Origin of the sequence: Rhodovulum sp. MB263, assembly GCF_002073975.1 — a bacterium.
GTDB lineage: Bacteria > Pseudomonadota > Alphaproteobacteria > Rhodobacterales > Rhodobacteraceae > Rhodovulum.
The window spans coordinates 2,653,806-2,674,964 of the sequence record NZ_CP020384.1; the positions used below are offsets into that span (position 1 = coordinate 2,653,806).

Sequence of the window (21,159 nt, forward strand, 5' to 3'; positions counted from 1 at the left end):
GGCCCCGGATGCCCCGCCGGATGCCGCAGCGGACCCCGGCCCGTCTTGTCCCCGATGTCGTCGAAGCGGTTCTCGGCCGCCTTCGGCTGTGCCGATTTCATCACTTCCTGCGGGCGCGAGAAGCCCGCACTAGGTGTTTGATCCCACGGTTTGATGGTGTGATCCTTTCTCAGGAATGGAAGGAAGCATTATGGGCCAGGTTCATAATGGCAGCGCCACGACCACGCACGCTGTCAGAGCCGCAATACAGCGATCGCAAGCTTCGCTCGCGACGTTGAGCCGGGATCTCGGGAGTGAGGAGGATCGAAAAACGATCCAGTGAATCGTTTTCCCGACGAACCCCAAAACGGTTGCGAAGTGGCGCAAGCGAGCGACGCTCGAGGATCTTGAGACGGGGCCGAAGGAGCCACGTTCGACGAGCCTGACGGAGGCGGAGGAGGCGGCCTTCATCGCGTTCCGACGCCATACGCTGCTGCCGCTGGACGACTGCCTCCATGCCCTGCAGCCGTCCATCCCGCATCTGACACGCTCGGCGCTGCATCGGTGCCTTCAGCGATGAGCCATTGTGCGCCACCGGTTCAAGCACGATGGCGAATGCATCTCGCGCCTGCCTGAGGTTGAGGGCGACAAGCCGAAGCGGTCGAAGTTCAAGCGCGCCCCTATCGGCCCTCGCCAGCGGGTCTCGAACCGATGGCGACCACGCAGGCTCGATCCACATCGACATCGCCGAGGAGCAGACAGCTGAAGGAAAGCTCTACCTGTTCGCAGGCATCGACCGCACAAGCAAGTTTGCCGTACCCCATTGGTCGAGAAGGCAGACAGGAAGACTGCTTGGGAGTTCTTGCAGCACATGCTCGAAGCGGTGCCCTATCAGGTCCACACCGTCCTAACCGATCGAGCCATCGGAACGCCATCGGTCCGAGTGACAATGGCGAGGGGCATCCAATTCGCAGAGCAGCCTCGGAACCGGAAGACCGCGTATCCACGGCCGATGCGCTTTGACATGATCTGCGAGGCAAACGGGATCGAGCACCGGCTGACCAAACCCAACCATCCCTGGAGTTTGGAGGATCAGAAAACAGTCCGGGGGACTGTTTTCCCGACAAACGGACAGGTCGAGCGGATGAACCGCACGATCAAGGAGGGTGAAGCGGATCAGGAGAGGCGCCAGTGGCGCGTCTCCCCGCTGAACGTCAAACGCTTCCACTACGACAGCCATGATCAGCTGCGAACGCACCTCTTGGACTTCATAGCAGCATATAACTTCGCGCGCCGGCTCAAGACGCTCAGCGCGTCTCACACCTTACGAATACGCCTGCAAGGTCTGGACTTCAGAGCCGGACAGATTCATCCTGAACCCGATCCACCAAATGCCGGGACTGAACACCTAGAGCGCCCTTGCACATTGCGCGAACGGCGCCTGAAGGCCCTTGCCTCGGCCACCGCCTGCCGCCCATGACGCAGCGCGCCGGGCCGGAAGAGAGACCGGATCCGGGGATGGACGCCCCCTGCCCGAAGGGGTGAAGATGGCGAGGGCAACGAGGGTCCGCCTCGGGACCCCTTCGGCCACCAGACCGGACCTGCCGCTGGCGGAACAGGGTCGAACGCCCCAAACGGCAGCACCCGAAGCGCACCGCTCGCCTCGTCCGTCACGCTTTCGATGCGCCACTCCGGCCTGGCTCCCCCGTCCTGATCGTCAGGGCCAGGCCGAACGTGAAGACCGGCAGACCGAAGCGCCTCTTCACAGGCTCTCGGAAGCGGCCATGCCCGCAGGAGCCCGCCGGGCAGGCCGGGCGCGCGGCCGCCATCCCGGGCCGGGACGATCCGCAGAACCCGGCGTCATTTTCACATCTGCGTGCGATGCCACGTCACGCGGGATCGACGGTGCGCTCTGCCCGTTCGGTTCGGGGACCGCCGCCACAAGCGGCCGCCGAAAGGAGCCGACATGCGTTCTGACAAGCGCGACGAACTGGTGCGAAAGGCACTCGACATCTTCTATCGCGACGGCTTCCACGCCACCGGGCTGGACCGTCTCTCGGACGAGACCGGGATCTCGAAAACCACGATGTTCCGGCATTTCCGCAGCAAGGACGACCTGATCCTGGCCACGATGCAGCGGCGCGACGAGCGCGTCCGGGCCTGGCTGCACAGCCGGATGGAGGCCGCCGGGCCGCCCTGGGCCCGGCTGATGGCGCTTTACGACGCCCTCGGCGAGTGGGTGGCCGAGCCGGGGTTCCGGTCCTGCCTCTTTCTGCGTGCGGCGGCCGAATATCCCGATCCGGCGCATCCGATCCATCGCATGGCCTCCGGGCACAAGCGCCGCCTCGCCCGGCAGGTCGAAGGCGTGGCGGCCGAGGCCGGCACGCCCGATCCGGGCCGGCTGAGCCGGGCGCTCCTGATGCTGAAGGACGGTGCCGCCCTCGCCGCGCATCTGGGCCATGCCGACGACCCCGTCGCCGATGCCCGCGCAGGCGCCGAGGCGATACTGGCCGCCACCCTGCCCGCCCCGCGGCGCGGCCCCCTGCCGGAGACCCGGACCGGCGCGCCGCCCTGATCTGCCCGCAGGCAGCGTCTCACATTTTCTCGATTTTTTTCGGAACCGGTCCTCCGCACCCCGCGTTGAGACTGGACAGGTGGCGCGCCGAATTGCGGAAAACGCCCTGCGGACAGCCCCCCATTCGGGGGCGCCTCGCAGGGAAACGCATTTTTCCGGAGGCCCGGAGCGGGGGATTACCCCCGGTCCCGGGCCGGGCGCGTTTCGGGGGGGTGACGGCCACAGCGCCGGTTCCGGTCGCGTCTCGCGCGGCACTGCTCTTCCGGTTCACCGACCGCCCCGAAGGTTCGGGCCGTCCGGCTCGTGCGCAAGCAACCAGAGGAGACAGTTTATGACATTCAGCACCCGCATCCTGGCCTTGTCGGCCGCCGCCTTCGCGCTTGGCGCGGGCATGGCCCATGCCGACACATGGCGCTATGCCTTCGAGGAGGCGATGGACGAGGTCCAGGGGATCTACGCACAGAAATTCAAGGAAGAGATCGAGGCCAATACCGACCACGAGATCCAGCTCTTTCCCTATGGCACGCTCGGCGAATCCGCCGACATCATGGAACAGGCTCAGGACGGCATCCTGCAATTCGTCGACCAGTCGCCGGGCTTCACCGGCTCGCTGATCCCCGAGGCGCAGGTCTTCTTCGTGCCCTACCTGTTGCCGCAGGAGACCGGGACGCTGGCCAGCTTCTTCGAGAATTCGAAGGCCATCAACGAGATGTTCCCCGCGCTTTACGCCGATCAGGGGCTGGAGCTTCTGACCATGTTCCCCGAGGGTGAGGTGGCGATCACCACCAAGGAGCCGTTCAGGACGCCTGCCGATCTGGACGAGGTCAAGATCCGCACCATGACCAACCCGCTTCTGGTGGAAAGCTACAAGGCCTTCGGCGCGACGCCGACGCCGCTGCCCTGGGGCGAGGTCTATGGCGCGCTGCAGACCAACATCATCCAGGGCCAGGAAAACCCGATGTTCTACGTCGAGTCGACGAAGATGTACGAGGTCACCGATTACGTGACCCGGATCGGGCATAACAACTTCACCACCGCGGTGATGGCCAACAAGGACTTCTTCGACGGGCTGCCCGACGAGGACAAGACGGCGATCCGCGCGGCGGCCCAGGCGGCCTTCGCCCATATCATCGACTATCAGAAGGGTCTGACCGAGGCCTCGGTCGAGAAGATCAAGGAAGCCAAGCCCTCGATGACCTTCACCACCCTCTCGGAAGAGGAACGCCAGCCCTTCAAGGACGCGGCCGGCGAGGTCGAGGCGAGGTTCCTCGAGATGACGGGCGAGAGCGGCAAGCGGATCCTCGATCAGATGAAAGAGGATCTCAAGGCAGCCCAGGACGCCAGCCCGAGCTGATCCGACAGGGCCGGACCGGGGGGCGCTGCACGAAGCTGCATGCGGCCCGGTCCGGCCCGCCTCTCGTCCCCGCCTGCTTCCCGCACCACGTCTTTCCCGACCCGTCCATTTCGCGACCCGCCCCTTTCCCGACCCGCACCGACCCCCGCCCGGCGGGAGGAACGTAAGGAAACTGCCTTTGAACTCGGACCAATCTCTCCGACCCCGCCCGCACGACCCGTCCCGGGCCGGTTCCCAATCCCGGCCCCAGCCCCGGTCAGACGACCAGTCACACGACCAGTCACAGACCCAGTCCCAGACCGACACGACCGCCGCCGACGATCCCGACGAGGTCGCCTATGTCTCGACGCTTCCCGGGGCACTCGGGACGATCGACACCGCCATCGCCATGGTCGAGTCCGTGCTGCTGGCCACCGGCGTGCTGCTTATGGCACTGAACACGGTCGCCAATGTGGTCGGGCGTTATCTGTTCCAGTCGAGCCTTTTCTTTACCGAGGAACTCAACCGCATCCTGATCGTGGTGATCACCTTCGCGGGCATCAGCTATGCCGCGCGCCAGGGCCGCCATATCCGGATGTCGGCCATCTACGACGCCCTTCCGGTCCGCGCGCGCAAAATCCTGATGATCGTGATCGCGCTGACCACGGCCGTCCTGATGTTCGGACTGTGCTGGTTCGCGGTCGCCTATCTTCTGACCCAGGCCGGGCGCGGCCGGGTCCTGCCCGCCCTGCAAATCCCGGTCTGGACGACGCTGGTGATCGTGCCCATCGGCCTCTTCATGACCGGCATGCAATACCTTCTGACGGCGGTGAAGAACGCCATCTCGCGCGACGTCTACCTGTCGACGGCGGTTCTGGAAGGCTATGACGACGACGAGACGGAGGTCTGAACCATGGCAGCTGCAATCTTCTCGATCATGATCGTGCTGCTTCTGCTGGGCTTTCCGATGATGATCCCGCTGATCGCGGGGGCGCTGGTGGGCTTCGTGACGCTCTTCGGCGGTCTCGGCCAGCTTGAGACCATGATCCAGCAGATGATGGCGGGTATCCGTCCCGCCTCGCTGATCGCGGTGCCGATGTTCATCTTCGCCGCCGATATCATGACGCGGGGCCAAAGCGCGGGACGGCTGATCGACATGGTGATGGCCTTTGTCGGCCACCTCAAGGGCGGGCTCGCGATCTCGACCGCCGCCGCCTGCACCATGTTCGGCGCGGTCTCGGGCTCGACCCAGGCCACCGTGGTGGCCATCGGCGGCCCGCTGCGCCCCCGGATGCAGAAGGCGGGCTATGGCGACAGCTTCATCCTGGCCCTCATCGTCAATGCCTCGGACATCGCCTTCCTGATCCCGCCCTCGATCGGGATGATCATCTATGGCGTGGTCTCGAATACCTCGATTGCCGAGCTCTTCATCGCGGGCATCGGGCCGGGGCTGCTGATCCTCGTGCTGTTCGCGATCTATTCCTGGGCCTATGCTGTCAGGAACGGGGTTCCGACCGAGCCCCGCGTCAGCTGGGGCGAGCGTCTGCGCGCGGTCCGCGCCGCGCTCTGGCCGCTCGGGTTTCCGGTGATCATCATCGGCGGCATCTATGGCGGCATCTTCAGCCCGACCGAGGCGGCCGCGGCCTGCGTGCTCTACGCGCTGATCCTCGAGACCATCGTCTTCCGCGAGATGGGCCTTCGCGACATCTACCGCACCGCCAAGTCGACCGGGCTCATCACCGGGGTCGTCTTCATCCTGGTGGCGGCGGGCGCGGCCTTCTCCTGGGTGATTTCCTTCGCCCAGATCCCGCAGGCCATCCTCTCGGCGGTCGGTATCGACCAGATGGGCCAGATCGGGGTGCTGTTCGCGATCTCGGTGGCCTTCTTCATCGGGTGCATGTTCGTCGACCCGATCGTGGTGATCCTGATCCTGGTGCCGATCTTCGCGCCGGTCGTGTCGGATGTCGGGCTCGACCCGGTGCTGGTCGGCACGCTGATCACGCTGCAGGTCGCCATCGGCTCGGCCACGCCGCCCTTCGGCTGCGATATCTTCACCGCCATCGCCGTCTTCAAACGTCCCTACATGGAGGTGATCCGGGGCACGCCGCCCTTCATCCTCATCCTGCTCGGCGTCTCGGTGGCGCTGATCTTCTTCCCTCAGATTGCGCTTTTCCTCCGCGACCTCGCCTTCGCCGGCGAGGCCGGGTGACGGCGGAAAGGAGACCTGTTTGTTCAAGTCGATCCTCGTTCCCTATGATGGCTCGGCCGGCGCCGAGCGCGCGCTGCGCCAGGCGGTCGAGCTGGCAAGGCTCTGCGACGCCCAGCTTTCGGTGCTGACCGTGTTCCGGCACCATTCGATGCTCGAGGCCTCGCTCTCGATGGTCCGCAAGGACGAGCCGGGGCCACTTGACGACGCGATGCGCGGCTATGCCCGCGAGGTGGCGGAATATGCCAAGAGGCTGGCACGCGAAGCCGGCGCCGAGAGCGCGCGCGCCTTCATCAAGGCCGGGCCGCCCGCCCGCACCATCATCCGCTTCGCCCGCGAGCACGAGAACGACCTGATCGTGATCGGCAGCCGCGGGCTCGGCTCGGTCGAGAACTATCTGCTGGGCAGCGTCTCGCACAAGGTGACGGGGCTGGCCGATTGCCCGGTCCTGGTGGTCTGAGCCCCCTTGCCCGGGCCCGCCCTAAAGCCCGAGACAGAGCCGGTAGCTTTGCGCGAAATGCTCGCGCGTATAGGTGATCGGCGCCTCATAAAGCCAGGTCTGCCGCTCCATCACCAGCACCGGGTCGGCGGGCTCACAGCCCAGCGCGGCGGCCGCAGCCTGCCCGGCCGGTTCGGCATGGCACGCCATCCCGCCATGGGTATAGGGCGCCTCGCGCACCAGCCATTCATTGGCGCTGACCGCCGCCAGATCGGCCCCGGCGATACCGGGAACGGTCCGCAGCACGACCCAGCGGCGTTCGAACATATGGGGGGCGCCATCCGCGAGATGCAGGCTTTCTATGTAAAGCGTCTCTTCCGCCTCAGGCAGCTTCAGCCGGGCGCGCACCGTCTCGGGCGCGGGCCCGGTTGCACGTGTCAGCAGCCGGTAGCCATAGACATGCCCGCGCGCCTCGACCTCGCGCCGGATCTGCGGAATATCCAGCGTCGCCTTGCGCTGCGGCGCCTCGAGCACCCGGGTCCCGGCCTTGCGGCGCCGGTCGAGGAACCCCGCCTCGGCCAGATCGCGCAGCGCCCGGTTCACCGTCGCCCGGGCACAGCCGAATTCGGCCGCGATATCGGCCTCGTTCGGGATGAAGCCCCCCGGCGGATAGGTCCGGTCGCGGATCCGCAACATGATCGTGTCGCGGATCGACTGCCATGTCATCGCCCGGTCCCCGGCCATGGCTACAGACCGTCGCGAAGACGTCGCATCGCGGCGCCGTAGCTCGCCACGATCTCGTCGCGCCGGACATGCCGCCCGCCCTGCACCACATGGCGCCCGGCGGCCCAGACATCGCTGACGGCGCGGTCGTCGCCCGCGAAGATCCAGGTGTCGAGCAGCAGATCGCCCTGCCGCCCGATGCCGTCGGCCCCCATGTCGCCCAGCGCCAGCAGATCGGCCCAGTTGCCCACCGCAAGCCCGCCGCTGGCGCGCCCGGCCGCCTGCGCCCCGCCCTCGGCCGCGCCCTGGAACAGCACCCGCCCGGTCGAGCGGTCTTCGGACGCCAGCGCCGCGCGGGTGCGGTCGCGCAGCCGCTGCGAATAGTCGAGCGTGCGCAGCTCCTCGCTCAGCGAGATCCGGATATTGCTGTCCGAGCCCACGCCGAAGCGCCCGCCCGCCGCGACCCAGCGCACGCCGTCGAAGATGCCATCGCCGAGGCTCGATTCGGTGATCGGGCAAAGCCCCGCGACCGCACCGGTCGCGGCCAGCGCCAGAGTCTCGGCAGGCTCCATCTGGGTCGCGTGGATCGGGCACCAGCGGGCATCGACAGGCGCATTTTCCAGCAGCCATTCGACCGGACGCCGGCCGGTCGCGGCCAGCACCTCGTCGACCTCGGCCTGCTGCTCGGCGATATGGATATGGATCGGCCCGTCGGGCGCCAGGGCCTCGGCCGCCGCCAGCCCCGCGGCATCGACCGCGCGCAGGGAATGCGGCGCGACGCCCATCCGGCAATCGGGGGCCAGGGCCGCGACATGGGCCGCCGCGCCCTCGAAAAGCTGCGCGAACCGGTCGGGATCGTTGCCGAAGCGGTCCTGCCCCGCAACCAACGGTCGGCGGTCGAGCCCGCCATAGGTGTAAAGCACCGGCAGCAGCGTCAGGCCGATGCCCGAGACCGTCGCCGCCGCCGCGATCCGGCCCGACATCTCGGCCGGATCGGCATAGGGCGCGCCGCCCGGGCCATGATGCAGGTAGTGGAACTCGACATTGGTGGCATAGCCCGCCTCCAGCATCTCCATCTGCACGAAGGCGGCGATGGCCTCGACATCCTCGGGACCGAGCCGGTCGAGAAAGCGGTACATGAGCCGCCGCCAGGTCCAGAAACTGTCGCGCGGATCGGGACCGCGGGATTCGGTCAGCCCCGCCATCGCCCGCTGAAAGGCATGGCTGTGCAGGTTCGCAGGCGCCGGCAAAAGCGTCCCGACGACCGTCGCTCCGAGCGGACAAGGCACGTTTTCCCGCAATTCCGCGATCTTGCCGCCGCTTTCCACGGCGATTTCCACGTTCTCCGCCCAGAAATTCATCACAAGCGCATGCCGCGCCCAGACCCTCTGCATCGCCTGACCCTCCGAGTTTGACTTGATTATTATGTGCAGACATATAATCTCGAATCAAGGAGGAGCCGATAACATGACAGATCTCACCCTTGCCAATGCGACCATCCTGCCACTCGGCCAGAACGCGCCGAGGCGGATCGAGCGGGGCTGGCTCAGGATCGAGGGCGGCCGCATCGCGGCGCTTGGCGAGGGCCCGGCCCCCGAGGGCGGCCCGGTCGAGGATCTGGGCGGCCGTCTGCTCACGCCCGCGCTGGTCGATTGCCATACCCATCTCGTCTATGGCGGCAGCCGCGCCCGCGAATTCGAGATGCGGCTGGAAGGCGCCGGCTATGAAGAGATCGCGCGGGCAGGCGGAGGCATCCTTTCCACCGTCACCGCGACCCGCGCGGCCTCCGAGGATGAACTTGTGGCCTCCGCCCTGCCCCGGCTGGATTGCCTGCTGGCCGAGGGCGCGGGTACGGTCGAGGTCAAGTCGGGCTACGGGCTGACCGTCGAGGACGAGCTGAAGATGCTGCGCGCGGCGCGGCGGCTGGGCCGCGAACGCCCGGTCCGGATCGTGACCAGCTGGCTCGCCGCCCACGCCCTGCCGCCCGAATACAAGGACCGTGCCGAGGCCTATATCGACGAGATCGTGATCGGGGGGCTGCGGGTCGCCCATGACGAGGGGCTGGTCGATGCGGTCGACGGCTTCTGCGAGGGCATCGCCTTCTCTCCTGCCCAGATGGCCCGGATCTTCGACGTCGCGGCCGAGCTGGGCCTGCCGGTCAAGCTTCATGCCGAGCAGCTCTCGCATCTGGGTGGCAGCCTGCTGGTGGCCGAACGCGGCGGGCTCTCGGCAGATCATGTCGAACATGCCGATGCCACCGATGCCGCGGCGCTGGCCCGGGCGGGCGCGGTCGCGGTGCTGCTGCCGGGCGCCTTCTATACGCTCCGCGAGACGCAGATGCCGCCCGTCGCCGCCTTCCGCGAGGCGGGCACCGCGATGGCGCTGGCGACCGATTGCAACCCGGGCACCTCGCCGCTGACCTCGCTTCTGCTGAGCATGAACATGGCCGCGACGCTGTTCCGGCTGACCCCGGACGAATGCCTGCGCGGCGTCACGGCGAACGGCGCCCGGGCGCTGGGGCTGACCGATTGCGGCCAGCTGGCGCCGGGCCTGCGCGCCGATCTTGCCGTCTGGGACATCGCCGAACCGGCCGAACTGACCTACCGGATCGGCTTCAACCCGCTTCACGCCCGTTATTTCGAGGGATGCAAATGCTGACGCTGATACCGGGCGAGACCACGCTCGCCCAACTGGAAACGCTCTGGCGCGACGCACGCCCCGCCCGGCTTGCCGAGGACACCCGCCCCGCCATCGCCGCCTCGGCCGCGCGCATCGCCGCCGCAGCGGGTGGCGGGCAGGCGGTCTACGGGGTCAATACCGGCTTCGGCAAGCTCGCCTCGGTCCGCATTCCCCCAGAGGACACCGCCACGCTGCAGCGCAACCTGATCCTGTCGCATTGCTGCGGCGTCGGCGCGCCTCTCGACATCGCGACCGCGCGGCTGGTGATGGCGCTGAAACTCCTGAGCCTCGGGCGCGGCGCATCGGGCGTCCGGCCCGAGATCGTCGCGCTGATCGAGGCGATGCTCGAGGCGGGCGTGACCCCCGCGATCCCGGAACAGGGCTCGGTCGGCGCCTCGGGCGACCTGGCGCCGCTGGCGCATATGGCCGCCGTCATGATCGGCGCGGGCGAGGCCATCTATCAGGGCGAGACCCTGCCCGGGGCCGAGGCCCTGGCCCGCGCGGGGCTGAGCCCCGTCACGCTCGGCGCCAAGGAGGGGCTCGCGCTCATCAATGGCACCCAGGTCTCGACCGCGCTGGCCCTGACCGGCTGGTTCCGCGCCATGGCGTGCCTGCGCGCCGCCATCGTCACCGGCGCGATGTCGACCGATGCCATCATGGGCTCGACCGCGCCGACCCGCGCCGAGATCCACACCCTGCGCGGCCATCGCGGCCAGATCGACGTCGCCGCCGCGATGCGGGGGCTCCTGAAGGGCAGCGAGATCCGCGAAAGCCACCGCGAGGACGATGCCCGGGTGCAGGACCCCTACTGCATCCGCTGCCAGCCGCAGGTGACGGGCGCGGCGCTCGATCTGCTGCGTTTTGCCGGGCAGACGCTTGAGACCGAGGCCAATGCGGTGACCGACAACCCGCTGGTGCTGTCGGACGGCTCGATTGTCTCGGGCGGCAATTTTCACGCCGAACCCGTGGCCTTCGCCGCCGACCAGATCGCGCTTGCCGTGGCCGAGATCGGCGCCATTGCCCAGCGCCGCGTCGCGCTGATGGTCGACCCCGCGCTCAGCTTCGGCCTGCCGCCCTTCCTGACGCCCGAACCGGGGCTGAACAGCGGGCTGATGATCGCCGAGGTCACCACCGCCGCGCTGATGAGCGAGAACAAGCATCTGGCCGCGCCCTGCTCGGTCGACAGCACGCCCACCAGCGCCAATCAGGAAGACCATGTCAGCATGGCCGCCCATGCCGCGCGCCGTCTGGGCGGCATGACCCGCAACCTTGCCGTGATCCTTGGCGTCGAGGCGCTCTGCGCGGGCCAGGGCATCGAGTTCCGCGCGCCACTGACGACCTCCGAGCCGCTGAAACGCGCGCTGGCCGCGATCCGCACCGAGGTCGCGACGATGGGGGCGGACCGCTACCTCGCCCCCGACCTTGCCCGGGCGCAGGCGCTGATCGAAACCGGCAGCCTCGTCGCCGCCGCAGGACTGGAGATGCCCGCATGACCCCCGTCGAGATCACCCGGGGCGACAGCCCCGTCATCCTCGGACTGCCCCATACCGGCACCCATGTGCCCGAGGACATCCTTGACCGGCTGAATGACCGGGGGCGTGAGCTGACCGATACCGACTGGCATGTGCATGAGCTTTACGACGGGCTCCTGCCCGGGGCGACCACCGTGCGCGCCACCTTCCACCGCTACGTGATCGACGCCAACCGCCCACCCGAGGATGAAAGCCTCTATCCCGGGCAGAACACCACCGGTCTGGTGCCGCTGACCGATTTCGACGGCGAGCAGATCTGGGACACGCCCCCCGACGCGGCCGAGACCGCCCGTAGGCTGGCCGAATTCCACGCCCCCTATCACGCGGCGCTGGCGGCCGAGATCGCGCGGGTCCGTGCCCGCCATGGCGTCGCGGTCCTCTATGACTGCCACTCGATCCGCTCGGTCATTCCCTATCTGTTCGAGGGCACCCTGCCCGATTTCAACATCGGCACCGCCAATGGCACGACCTGCGCGCCCGGGATCGCCGAGGCCGTTGCAGATGTCTGCGCCAGGGCCGAGGGCTATACCCATGTGCAGAACGGCCGTTTCAAGGGCGGCTGGACCACGCGCCATTACGGGCGGCCCGAGACCGGGGTTCACGCGATCCAGATGGAACTGGCGCAATCGACCCATCTGACCGCCGAGGCCGCGCCCTTCGCGCTCGACCCCGACAAGGCAGCGCGGCTGCGCCCGCATCTGGCCGGGATCCTTGCCCGGATCGAGGCGCTGGCGCCGGAGCTGGCCCTGTGAAGCCGCTGGAAGGCCTCCGCATCCTCGATCTGACCCGGGTCCTTGCAGGCCCCTTCGCGACCGCGATCCTTGCCGATCTGGGCGCCGAGGTGATCAAGATCGAGCCGCCCCGGGGAGACGAATACCGCCATATCGGCCCGTTCCGCGACGGCGAATCCGCGCTGTTCTCGCTGAGCAATCGCGGCAAGCACTCGGTCGTTCTGGACCTCAAGGCGCCCGAGGGGCAGGCCCTGGCGCGCCGGCTTGCCGCCGGTTGCGACGTGGTGGTCGAGAATTTCCGCCCCGGCGTCGCCGCAAGGCTGGGCCTCGGCGCCGAGGATCTGCGCCGCGACAATCCCGGCCTCGTCCATTGCGCAATTTCGGGTTTCGGACAGGACGGCCCCGCGGCGGACCTGCCCGCCTATGACATCGTCGTGCAGGCGATGTCGGGCTGGATGGCCGCGACCGGCGAGGAAGGCGGCGCGCCCCTGAAGGTGGGCGAGGCGCTGGGCGATGTCGCGGCCGGGCTTTACGCCGTCATCGCGATCCTCGCGGCGCTGGTCGGCCGGGCCCGCAGCGGCAAGGGCGCGACGCTTGATGTCGCGATGCTCGATTGTCTGGTGGCGATGCTGCCGACGAGCCACGCGCTTCATCTTTACGCGAATGCCCCGGTGCCCCGCGTCGGCAACCGCCATCCGTTCTCGACCCCCTTCGGCGCCTTCCGTACCGCCGACGGCCATGTCGTCATCGCCGTGCTGAGCCCGCGCCAGTTCGCGGGGCTCTGTGCTGCGATCGGCCGGCCCGAAGCGGCCGAGGATCCGCGCTTTGCCACCGACGAACTGCGCACCGCGCATGAGCCCGAGATCCGCGCCATGATCGAGGCCTGGACCGGCCCCATCCCTGCCGCCGAAGCGGTCGCAGCGCTGTCGGCCGCCAAGGTGCCTGCCGCGCCGATCCTGACGCTGGCCGATCAGCTTGCCTCGGATCATGCCGCGGCGCGCGGGCTGGTGAGCGAGCTGCCCCATCCCCGGCTGGGCAAGGCCCCGGTGGTGGGCCAGCCGGTCCGCTTCGACGGGCAGGCGCCGCTGGCCGGGACCGGCGCGCCCGCACTGGGCAGCGGCACCCGCGCGGTGCTGGAAGGGCTCGGGCTCGATCGGGACCAGATCGCGGGGCTCGTGGCCGCCGGAATTGTCAGGGAGTATGAGGATGCGTGAGTTCGACCATCTGCTGAGCGCCGAGGAATGCCAGTTCCTCGACATGCTGGAGAGGTTTGCCGCCGAGGTGCTTACCCCGCAGGCGGGTGAGACCGACCGCACGGGCGCCTTCGTCCATGCCCAGCTGGCGGCGCTGGCCGAGACCGGAATGATGGGCGCGAACATGCCCGAGCGCTGGGGCGGTGCCGACATCTCGGCCCATGCCCTGTTCGAGGCAGTCGCGGCGGTCGCGGGCGGCTGCGGCTCGACGGTCTCGGCGCTGACCGCGCATTACCTCGCGACCGACAGCCTGCTGCTGGGCGGCGATGACGCGATCCGCGCGCGCTTCCTTCCGGCGGCGGCCGAGGGCCGGATGCTGGGCGCCTTCGGGCTGACCGAACCCAATGCCGGCTCGGACCCGGCCGACATGCGCACCCGCGCCACGCGGGACGGCGAGAGCTGGCATATCAAGGGCCGGAAATGCTTCATCTCGAATGGCGGCGTTGCCGATTTCGTCGTCGTCTTCTGCGTGACCGACCCCGAGGCGGGCCATCGCGGGATCTCGGCCTTCGTGGTCGAGAAGGGCACGCCCGGACTGGTGCCCGGCCGGGTCGAGCAGACCATGGGGCTGAAGGGTGGCCATGTCTGGGAACTCGATCTCGACGTGACCGTGCCCGATGCAAACCGCGTCGGCCCCGAGGGCTCGGGCTTCAAGACCGCGATGAAGGTGCTCGACAACGGCCGGACCGAGGTCGCGGCCATGGCCGTCGGCATCGCCCGCGCGGCCCTGTCCGAGGCCCGCGACTGGGCGAAAACCCGCATCATCGGCGGCGAGCCGCTCGCCAGCCGGCAGGGCATCCAGTGGATGCTGGCCGACATGGCGACCGAGCTGTCGGCGGCCGAGCTTCTGGGCCACGAGGCCGCCCGGCAGCGGCAGGCGGGGCTGCGCTTCACCACCGCCGCCTCGAAGGCCAAGCTCTACGCCTCCGAGGCCGCCGGCCGGATCGCCGATACCGCGCTCCAGATCCATGGCGGCTATGGCTTCACCCACGATTTCCCGCTCGAACGTCATGCCCGCGACCTGCGCATCATGCGCATCTACGAGGGCTCGTCCGAAATTCAGCGCAACATCATTGCCGGCCGTCTTCTGGCCTGAGCTTCCGAAAGGACCCGATCCATGACCAATCCGCGCCACAATACCCGCGACATCTTCCCGCCGACGGGGCCCGAGATCACCGCGAAGAGCTGGCAGACCGAGGCCCCGATGCGGATGCTGATGAACAACCTGCATCCCGACGTGGCCGAGAACCCGCATGAGCTGGTGGTCTATGGCGGCATCGGCCGCGCCGCGCGCACCTGGCAGGATTTCGACCTGATGGTCGAGACCCTGAAATCGCTCGAGGACGATCAGACCATGCTGGTGCAGTCGGGCAAGCCCGTGGGCGTCTTCCGCACCCATCGCGACGCCCCGCGCGTGCTGATCGCCAACTCGAACCTCGTGCCGCACTGGGCCACCTGGGAGCATTTCAACGAGCTCGACCGCAAGGGGCTGGCGATGTACGGCCAGATGACGGCCGGGTCCTGGATCTATATCGGCGCGCAGGGCATCGTGCAGGGCACCTACGAGACCTTCGCCGAGGCCGGGCGCCAGCATTATGACGGCGATCTCAAGGGCAAATGGATCCTGACCGGCGGTCTTGGCGGCATGGGCGGCGCGCAGCCTCTGGCCGCGGTGATGGCGGGCGCCTGTTGTCTGGCGGTCGAATGCGACGAAGATCATGCCGATTTCCGCATCCGCACCCGCTATTGCGACGAGAAGACCCACAGCCTTGACGAGGCGCTGGCGATGATCGGGCGCTGGACCGAAGCGGGCGAGGCCAAGTCGGTCGCGCTGATCGGCAATGCCGCCGATGTCTTCCCCGAGATCCTGCGCCGGATGCAGGCGGGCGAGACGCTGCCGAACGGACGCCCCGACATCGTCACCGACCAGACCTCGGCCCATGACCCGTTCCACGGCTATCTGCCCAAGGGCTGGACCGTGGCCGAGTGGCGCGCCAGGCAGGAGAGCGACCCGAAGGGCGTCGCCAAGGCCGCGCGGGCCAGCATGAAGGAGCATGTCGCCGCGATGGTGGGATTCTGGAACGCGGGCATCCCGACCCTCGATTACGGCAACAACATCCGCCAGATGGCGCTGGAAGAGGGGCTCGAGGATGCCTTCGCCTTCCCGGGCTTCGTGCCGGCCTATATCCGCCCGCTCTTCTGTCGCGGCGTGGGGCCGTTCCGCTGGGCGGCGCTGTCGGGCGATCCCGAGGACATCTACAAGACCGACGCCAAGATGAAGGAGCTGTTCCCGGAAAATGCCGGGCTGCATCGCTGGCTCGACATGGCGCGCGAGCGGATCGCCTTCCAGGGCCTGCCCGCGCGGATCATGTGGATCGGGCTTGGCGAACGCCACCGGGCGGGGCTTGCGATCAACGAGATGGTGCGCAATGGCGAGCTGAAGGCGCCGGTCGTGATCGGCCGCGACCATCTGGACAGCGGCTCGGTCGCCTCGCCCAACCGCGAAACCGAGGCGATGAAGGACGGCTCGGACGCGGTCAGCGACTGGCCGCTCCTGAACGCGCTGCTCAATACCGCCTCGGGCGCGACCTGGGTGTCGCTGCATCATGGCGGCGGCGTCGGCATGGGGTTCAGCCAGCATGCCGGCATGGTGATCTGCTGCGATGGCACGGAAGAGGCCGACCGCAGGCTTGAACGCGTGCTCTGGAACGACCCGGCGACCGGCGTCATGCGCCATGCCGATGCGGGCTACGAGATCGCGCTCGACTGCGCGCGCGAGCACGGGCTGACCCTTCCGGGCATCCTGAAATGAGGCAGATCCGCCGCAGCGATCTGACGCCGACGCCCTGGAAGAACGGGGGCGGGCTGACCTGGGAACTGGCGGCCTTCCCCGAAGGCGCGGGCTTTCAGGACATGCTGTGGCGGATGAGCCTGGCCGAGGTCGCCTCTGACGGACCGTTCTCGGCCTTTCCCGGCATCGACCGCACCCTGACGGTGCTGGAGGGCCGGGGCATGCGCCTCGATTTCGGCGCGGGAGAGGTCAAGCTGGGCGAAGACTCGGCCCCCCTCTCCTTCCCCGGCGAAGCCCCGGTGACGGCCCGGCTGGACGCGGGCGCGATCCTCGACTTCAACGTCATGACCCGACGCGGCCGGGCCGTTCATGCGGTCCATGCCCTTTCGGCAGGCGAACCGGCCCCGCGCGACACGCGGGTGCTGCTCGCGCGGCAAAACCCGGTCGCCGTCGGCGGTTTTGCCCTTGCACCCGGCGAGGCGCTCATGTCCGATCCGGGGCGGGACCTGGGTGGAACGGTCGGGGATGCGCCGGTGCTGGCGGTCTGCCTGCGACTTGTGCCATGACCCGGCCATGACCCTGCCGGGACGCCGGATACACGGCGCCCGGCCCGAGACTTCCGGCGCCTTCCGGGGCGGGGCGCCGGCCAACACGACCGGCCCCGCCAACAGGAGAGAACCATGACGCTTCGTCTTTCGATGAAATCCGCGCTTTTCGGGCTCAGCGCCCTGGCGCTGAGCGCCTCCGGCGTGCTGGCCGACCAGCTGTCCGACATACGGGCCGCCGGCAAGATCGTGGCCGCCACCGAGATGCATTACGCGCCGTTCGACATGCTGGAGAAGGGCGAATATGTCGGCTTCGACCGCGACCTCTTCGACGAGATCGCCAAGGAGCTGGGCGTCACCCCCGAATATCAGGACCTGCCCTGGACCTCGATCCTGCCCGGTCTCGAGGTCAACAAGTTCGATTTCGTTCTGGCCCCGGTGACGATGACCGCCGAGCGCGCCGAACGCTATGCCTTCACCCTGCCGATCTCGGATTCGACCGTGGCCTTCGTGCAGCGCACCGGCGGCGACATGGAAACGCCCGAAGACGCCAAGGGCAAGACTGTGGGCGTGCAGAAGGGCACCGCCCAGCAGGCCCAGCTCGAGGCCTATGCCGAGAAGATCGGCGGCATCAAGATCAAGGAATACGGCACGCCCGACGAGGCCTATGCCGATCTGATGACCCGCCGTCTCGACGCGGTGGCGGGCTCGGCGCCGCTTCTCGACTATCTCGCCAAGAGCCGGCCCGAGCAGTTCGCGGTCGTCAAGCCGCCCTTCGGCAAGCCCACCTATTTCGCCTGGGTCGCGCGCAAGGGCGAGGGCGACACGCTGGTCGCCGCGATCAACGAGGCGCTGATCAAGATCCAGGATGACGGACGGATGGCCGCGCTGCAGGAGAAATGGTTCGGCACCGCGACCGAGCTTCCGCAGGAAATGCCCGAGCTCTGAGCGCTCGCGCCTTTTCCACAGGCATCATGCGGGCCGGACAGGTGCCGGCCCGCCCACCAGCCAGGGAGCGGTCCGCCCGTGTTTTCCTTTCAGACCATCATCGAGAACCTGCCGGTGCTTCTGGGCGCCGCGCGCTACACGCTGCTGATCTCGGTCCTTGGCTGCCTGCAGGGGCTGATCCTCGGCGCGATCCTCTGCACGGCGGCATTGTCCAAACGCAGGGCGCTGCGCCGCGTGGCCGGGCTTTACGTCAGCTTCTTCCGGGGCGTGCCGCTGCTGATCCAGCTGCTGGTCGCCTATTACCTGCTGCCGGTCATCGGCATCAACGTGCCGCCGCTGGCCGCCGCCGTCCTGACCGTCGGGCTCTGCGCCGCGGCCTATCTGGCCGAGGTGCTGCGCGGCTCGATCAACGCCATTCCGAAGGGCCAGGCCGAGGCCGCGCTCGCCATCGGCATGAGCCCGGGCAATCTCTGGGTCCGGGTCTTGCTGCCGCAGGCGCTCAAGATCGGCCTGCCCGCCATCGTCAACGAGCTGATCCTGCTGGTGAAGGCCAGCTCGCTGGTGACCGTCGTCGGCATCGTCGAGATCACCCGGATGAGCCAGTCGATCGCCTCCTCGACCTATCGCTATCTCGAGATCTACCTGGCCGCCGCCTTGCTCTATCTCGCGATCAACCTGGTGATCGCCGCCGCCGGGCGGCTGCTGGAACGGAGGCTGACGGTCTGATGCTGGAGATGCTCCACCGCTATGGCCCCGACCTTCTGACCGGCTTCGGGCTGACGCTTCTGACCTGGGTGCTGGGCACCGCGGGCGGGCTCGTGCTGGGCTTCCTGCTGGAAATGGCCCGCCGCTTCGGGCCCCGGATCTGGGTCGGCTGGCCGATCCGGGCCTATGTCGAATTCATCCGCGGCACGCCCTTCCTCGTTCAGCTTTTCGTTCTTTACTATGGCGGACCGCTGATCGGGCTGAGGCTCGACGCGCTGCCCGCGGGCGTGCTTGGGCTGTCGCTTTACGGTGCGGCCTATTTCACCGAGATCCTGCGCGCGGGCTTCGATGCCGTGCCCAGGGGCCAGATCGAGGCCGCCCGCGCCATCGGCCTGCCCGGACGCACCATCGTCTGGCGCATCATGCTGCCGGTGATGATGGTCTCGGCCCTGCCGGCACTGGTGAATTTCGCGATCATCCTGACCAAGGAAACCGTCATCCTGTCGATGATCACCGTGCCCGAGATCATGTTCCAGACCCAGACCATGATGAGCGAGACCTTCGAATTCGTCCTGCCGATCCTGATCCTCGCCCTGTTCTTCTGGGGCTTCGTCGAGGTCATCTCGCGCTTTGGCCGCCGCCTCGAACGCCGCTTCACCCACTATCTTCTCGAAGAAAGCTGATCGATGTCCCCCGAGCCCACCGCCACCACCCCTGCTTCGGCGCATCTGCGCGCGGTCAACAAGTTCTATGGCGATTTCCATGCGCTGAAGGACATCACGCTCGACATCCCGCCCGGCAAGGTGACCTGCCTGATCGGGCCGTCCGGATCGGGCAAGTCGACGCTGCTGCGCTGCATCAACTTCCTCGAGGAATATGACAGCGGCGAGGTGCGCATCGACGACCGGCTGATCGGCTACGAGACCCCCGGCGGCAAGCGGATGTCCGGGCGGCGGCTGCGCGAGATGCGGCGCGACATCGGCATGGTGTTCCAGCAGTTCAACCTCTGGCCGCACATGACCGCGCTGCAGAACGTGGCCGAGGGGCTGGAGCGGGTGCGCGGGCTGAAACATGCCGAGGCGACCGAACGCGCGCGCGAGGCGCTGGCCAAGGTCGGGCTGGCCGACAAGGAGGGCAACCATCCCAGCCGGCTGTCGGGCGGCCAGCAGCAGCGCGTGGCCATCGCCCGCGCCATCGCCATGGAGCCCCGGATCATGCTGTTCGACGAGCCGACCAGCGCGCTCGACCCCGAGCTTGTGGGCGAGGTTCTGGCGGTGATGAAGCAGCTTGCCGCCGAGGGCATGACCATGGTCGTCGTCACCCACGAGATGGGCTTTGCCGCCCATGTGGCCGACCGCGTGGTGTTCATGGAGCGCGGCGAACTGGTTGCCGCCGGCGCCCCGCGCGAGATCTTCCAGCACCCGACCGATCAGCGGCTGGCAAGCTTCCTGCAGGGCTATCGCGAACGCAACTCGCTCGACTTCTGACCGCGCCGTTACCGCCCTTCGGCGGTCCCTTCGACCGCCTCCAGGATCGCCGCAACGACGCCCGGGGCCAGCGGCAGCGTGGGCTCGGTATAGGTGACGTAGGGCCGACCCGGCAGATCGGCCTTCAGCATATGGGTGACGCCCGGCAGGTCGACCCGCCGCGCCTGCGGCATCGCCGCCGCCAGCCGGTCTGCATCCTCCGGCCGCACCTGCATGTCGGCCCCGCCCTGAAGGATCAGCGCAGGGCCGTGCCAGCCCTCTGCCAGCGCCGCCGGATCATAGACGAAGAGATCAGCCATGTAGTCCTGCAGCCCGGCCGCGAACAGCTGCCGCAGCGGCGGCGGCAAGGTCTCGGGATCGCGGCGGCCACCCGCCTCCAGCGTCGCGACCATGGCCTCGATCTCGGGCATCAGCGGCGCATTGCCCGGAAGCGCCCGCATCTGCTCGACCATCAACTGCCCGACCGGGCGGCCGGGCGTCGCCATCAGGATCAGCCCGCACAGCGCCTCGGGCGGCTCCCCGGCCGCCACCAGAGCGACCAGCCCGCCCTCGGAATGGCCCGCGATCCAGACGCAGGGCGCAAGCCCGGCCGCGCGTGCCACCCAGCGGCGCAGATCCCCGGCATAGGCGGCAATGGTCACGTCATTCGGGTCGGCGATGGCGCCCGCGCTGCCACCGAAGCCGCGCTTGTCGATCCGGAGCGAGGCGACGCCCGCCGCCTGCAGCGCCTCGGCCAGAAGCCGGTAGCTGTCCGAGCGCAGTCCCAGCGCCGGGGCGTTGCCATCGCGATCGACCGGCCCCGAGCCCGGCACGATCACCACCGCCGCCCGCGCGCCCGCCACCGCCAGGGCCTCGGCCTCGAGCGGACCCGCAGGGCCCTCGATCTGCACCGGCCCGGCCAGCGCGACGGCCGGGCAGAAAAGCGAAAGAAGCGCGAACAGGCGCATGACATGTCTCCTTTTGATCCCGGCGCGTCTTGATCCCGGCACGTCGGACGGGCGCCAAGCTAGCTGCCCGGTCGAGGGAATGCACGGGAATGCACGGGGGCTCTGGCCCTCCGCGACAGCCCGGCAGGCGATGGCGCAGGAAAGGCGGCGGCGGGGCCTGTCCCCGGACAGGGCACGGGCACGGATACAGACAGGGGGCAGAAGCTGCGCCCCGGCCAGGGCAGGTCCGGCAGAGGGAGCGGAAGACAGGTGCCGCCCTCATCAAAGCAAGCACAGACATCCGCCG

The 21,159-nt window shown here is 68.4% G+C and carries 19 protein-coding genes and 1 pseudogene; 17 read left to right on the top strand and 3 right to left on the bottom strand.

The genetic code is table 11. From position 1 onward, the window contains the following. Nucleotides 1–322: 322 nt before the first annotated feature. The 6 genes and pseudogenes from B5V46_RS12385 to B5V46_RS12410 all read left to right on the top strand — a co-directional run bounded on the left by B5V46_RS12385 (nucleotide 323) and on the right by B5V46_RS12410 (nucleotide 6,553). Nucleotides 323–1,391: pseudogene (locus B5V46_RS12385) on the top strand (IS481 family transposase). A gap of 554 nt (nucleotides 1,392–1,945) precedes the next feature. After that, on the top strand, nucleotides 1,946–2,554 hold the full coding sequence (locus B5V46_RS12390) for a TetR/AcrR family transcriptional regulator (RefSeq protein WP_080616886.1): 609 nt from the start codon (nucleotides 1,946–1,948) through the stop codon (nucleotides 2,552–2,554). Nucleotides 2,555–2,885: 331 nt separating this feature from the next. Beyond that, nucleotides 2,886–3,908, top strand: a complete 1,023-nt coding sequence (dctP, locus tag B5V46_RS12395) for a TRAP transporter substrate-binding protein DctP (protein WP_080616887.1) — start codon at nucleotides 2,886–2,888, stop codon at nucleotides 3,906–3,908. A 388-nt stretch (nucleotides 3,909–4,296) separates the two neighbouring features. Next, entirely contained in the window at nucleotides 4,297–4,797 is a 501-nt protein-coding gene (locus tag B5V46_RS12400; protein WP_196774399.1) for a TRAP transporter small permease, read from the top strand. A 3-nt stretch (nucleotides 4,798–4,800) separates the two neighbouring features. Then, nucleotides 4,801–6,096: a TRAP transporter large permease gene (locus B5V46_RS12405; RefSeq protein WP_080616889.1), complete on the top strand. Its 1,296-nt coding sequence runs from the start codon at nucleotides 4,801–4,803 to the stop codon at nucleotides 6,094–6,096. Between the two features lie 19 nt (nucleotides 6,097–6,115). Then, on the top strand, nucleotides 6,116–6,553 hold the full coding sequence (locus B5V46_RS12410) for a universal stress protein (RefSeq protein ID WP_080616890.1): 438 nt from the start codon (nucleotides 6,116–6,118) through the stop codon (nucleotides 6,551–6,553). Between the two features lie 21 nt (nucleotides 6,554–6,574). Here B5V46_RS12410 and B5V46_RS12415 read toward each other — a convergent pair whose 3' ends face one another. Both B5V46_RS12415 and B5V46_RS12420 read right to left on the bottom strand, forming a co-directional pair. Beyond that, nucleotides 6,575–7,276, bottom strand: a complete 702-nt coding sequence (locus B5V46_RS12415; RefSeq protein WP_080616891.1) for a GntR family transcriptional regulator — start codon at nucleotides 7,274–7,276, stop codon at nucleotides 6,575–6,577. A 2-nt stretch (nucleotides 7,277–7,278) separates the two neighbouring features. After that, a complete protein-coding gene (locus tag B5V46_RS12420; RefSeq protein WP_080616892.1) occupies nucleotides 7,279–8,649 on the bottom strand; it encodes a formimidoylglutamate deiminase in 1,371 nt (456 codons plus the stop codon). A gap of 73 nt (nucleotides 8,650–8,722) precedes the next feature. Here B5V46_RS12420 and hutI point away from each other — a divergent pair, with 73 nt between their 5' ends. The 11 genes from hutI (at nucleotide 8,723) to B5V46_RS12475 (ending at nucleotide 19,926) form a co-directional block, all read left to right on the top strand. Continuing rightward, a complete protein-coding gene (gene hutI, locus B5V46_RS12425) occupies nucleotides 8,723–9,913 on the top strand; it encodes an imidazolonepropionase (RefSeq protein WP_080616893.1) in 1,191 nt (396 codons plus the stop codon). Beyond that, nucleotides 9,907–11,427 carry a histidine ammonia-lyase gene (hutH, locus tag B5V46_RS12430; RefSeq protein ID WP_155774042.1) on the top strand — a complete coding sequence of 507 codons (1,521 nt, stop codon included), beginning with the start codon at nucleotides 9,907–9,909 and terminating at the stop codon, nucleotides 11,425–11,427. Before hutI ends, hutH begins: the two co-directional genes overlap by 7 nt. Next, entirely contained in the window at nucleotides 11,424–12,218 is a 795-nt protein-coding gene (hutG, locus tag B5V46_RS12435) for an N-formylglutamate deformylase (protein WP_080616895.1), read from the top strand. Before hutH ends, hutG begins: the two co-directional genes overlap by 4 nt. After that, entirely contained in the window at nucleotides 12,215–13,411 is a 1,197-nt protein-coding gene (locus tag B5V46_RS12440; protein WP_080616896.1) for a CaiB/BaiF CoA-transferase family protein, read from the top strand. Before hutG ends, B5V46_RS12440 begins: the two co-directional genes overlap by 4 nt. Continuing rightward, complete coding sequence (locus tag B5V46_RS12445) at nucleotides 13,404–14,546, top strand: acyl-CoA dehydrogenase family protein (protein WP_080616897.1); 1,143 nt, start codon at nucleotides 13,404–13,406, stop codon at nucleotides 14,544–14,546. The genes B5V46_RS12440 and B5V46_RS12445 overlap by 8 nt, the downstream gene beginning before the upstream one ends. A gap of 21 nt (nucleotides 14,547–14,567) precedes the next feature. Further along, nucleotides 14,568–16,262, top strand: coding sequence for a urocanate hydratase (gene hutU / locus B5V46_RS12450; protein WP_080616898.1), 1,695 nt, complete (start codon nucleotides 14,568–14,570; stop codon nucleotides 16,260–16,262). Further along, entirely contained in the window at nucleotides 16,259–16,807 is a 549-nt protein-coding gene (locus B5V46_RS12455; RefSeq protein WP_080616899.1) for a HutD family protein, read from the top strand. Before hutU ends, B5V46_RS12455 begins: the two co-directional genes overlap by 4 nt. Nucleotides 16,808–16,921: 114 nt before the next feature. Continuing rightward, the gene (locus B5V46_RS12460) at nucleotides 16,922–17,734 is read left to right on the top strand and encodes a transporter substrate-binding domain-containing protein (protein WP_080616900.1); all 813 of its coding nucleotides are present in this window, start codon (nucleotides 16,922–16,924) and stop codon (nucleotides 17,732–17,734) included. 78 nt (nucleotides 17,735–17,812) lie between these two features. Further along, nucleotides 17,813–18,460, top strand: a complete 648-nt coding sequence (locus tag B5V46_RS12465) for an amino acid ABC transporter permease (protein ID WP_080616901.1) — start codon at nucleotides 17,813–17,815, stop codon at nucleotides 18,458–18,460. Next, entirely contained in the window at nucleotides 18,460–19,122 is a 663-nt protein-coding gene (locus tag B5V46_RS12470; RefSeq protein WP_080616902.1) for an amino acid ABC transporter permease, read from the top strand. Before B5V46_RS12465 ends, B5V46_RS12470 begins: the two co-directional genes overlap by 1 nt. 3 nt (nucleotides 19,123–19,125) lie before the next feature. Further along, nucleotides 19,126–19,926, top strand: coding sequence for an amino acid ABC transporter ATP-binding protein (locus tag B5V46_RS12475; RefSeq protein ID WP_080616903.1), 801 nt, complete (start codon nucleotides 19,126–19,128; stop codon nucleotides 19,924–19,926). Between the two features lie 8 nt (nucleotides 19,927–19,934). Here B5V46_RS12475 and B5V46_RS12480 read toward each other — a convergent pair whose 3' ends face one another. Beyond that, on the bottom strand, nucleotides 19,935–20,873 hold the full coding sequence (locus tag B5V46_RS12480) for an alpha/beta hydrolase (RefSeq protein WP_080616904.1): 939 nt from the start codon (nucleotides 20,871–20,873) through the stop codon (nucleotides 19,935–19,937). Nucleotides 20,874–21,159 lie beyond the last annotated feature (286 nt).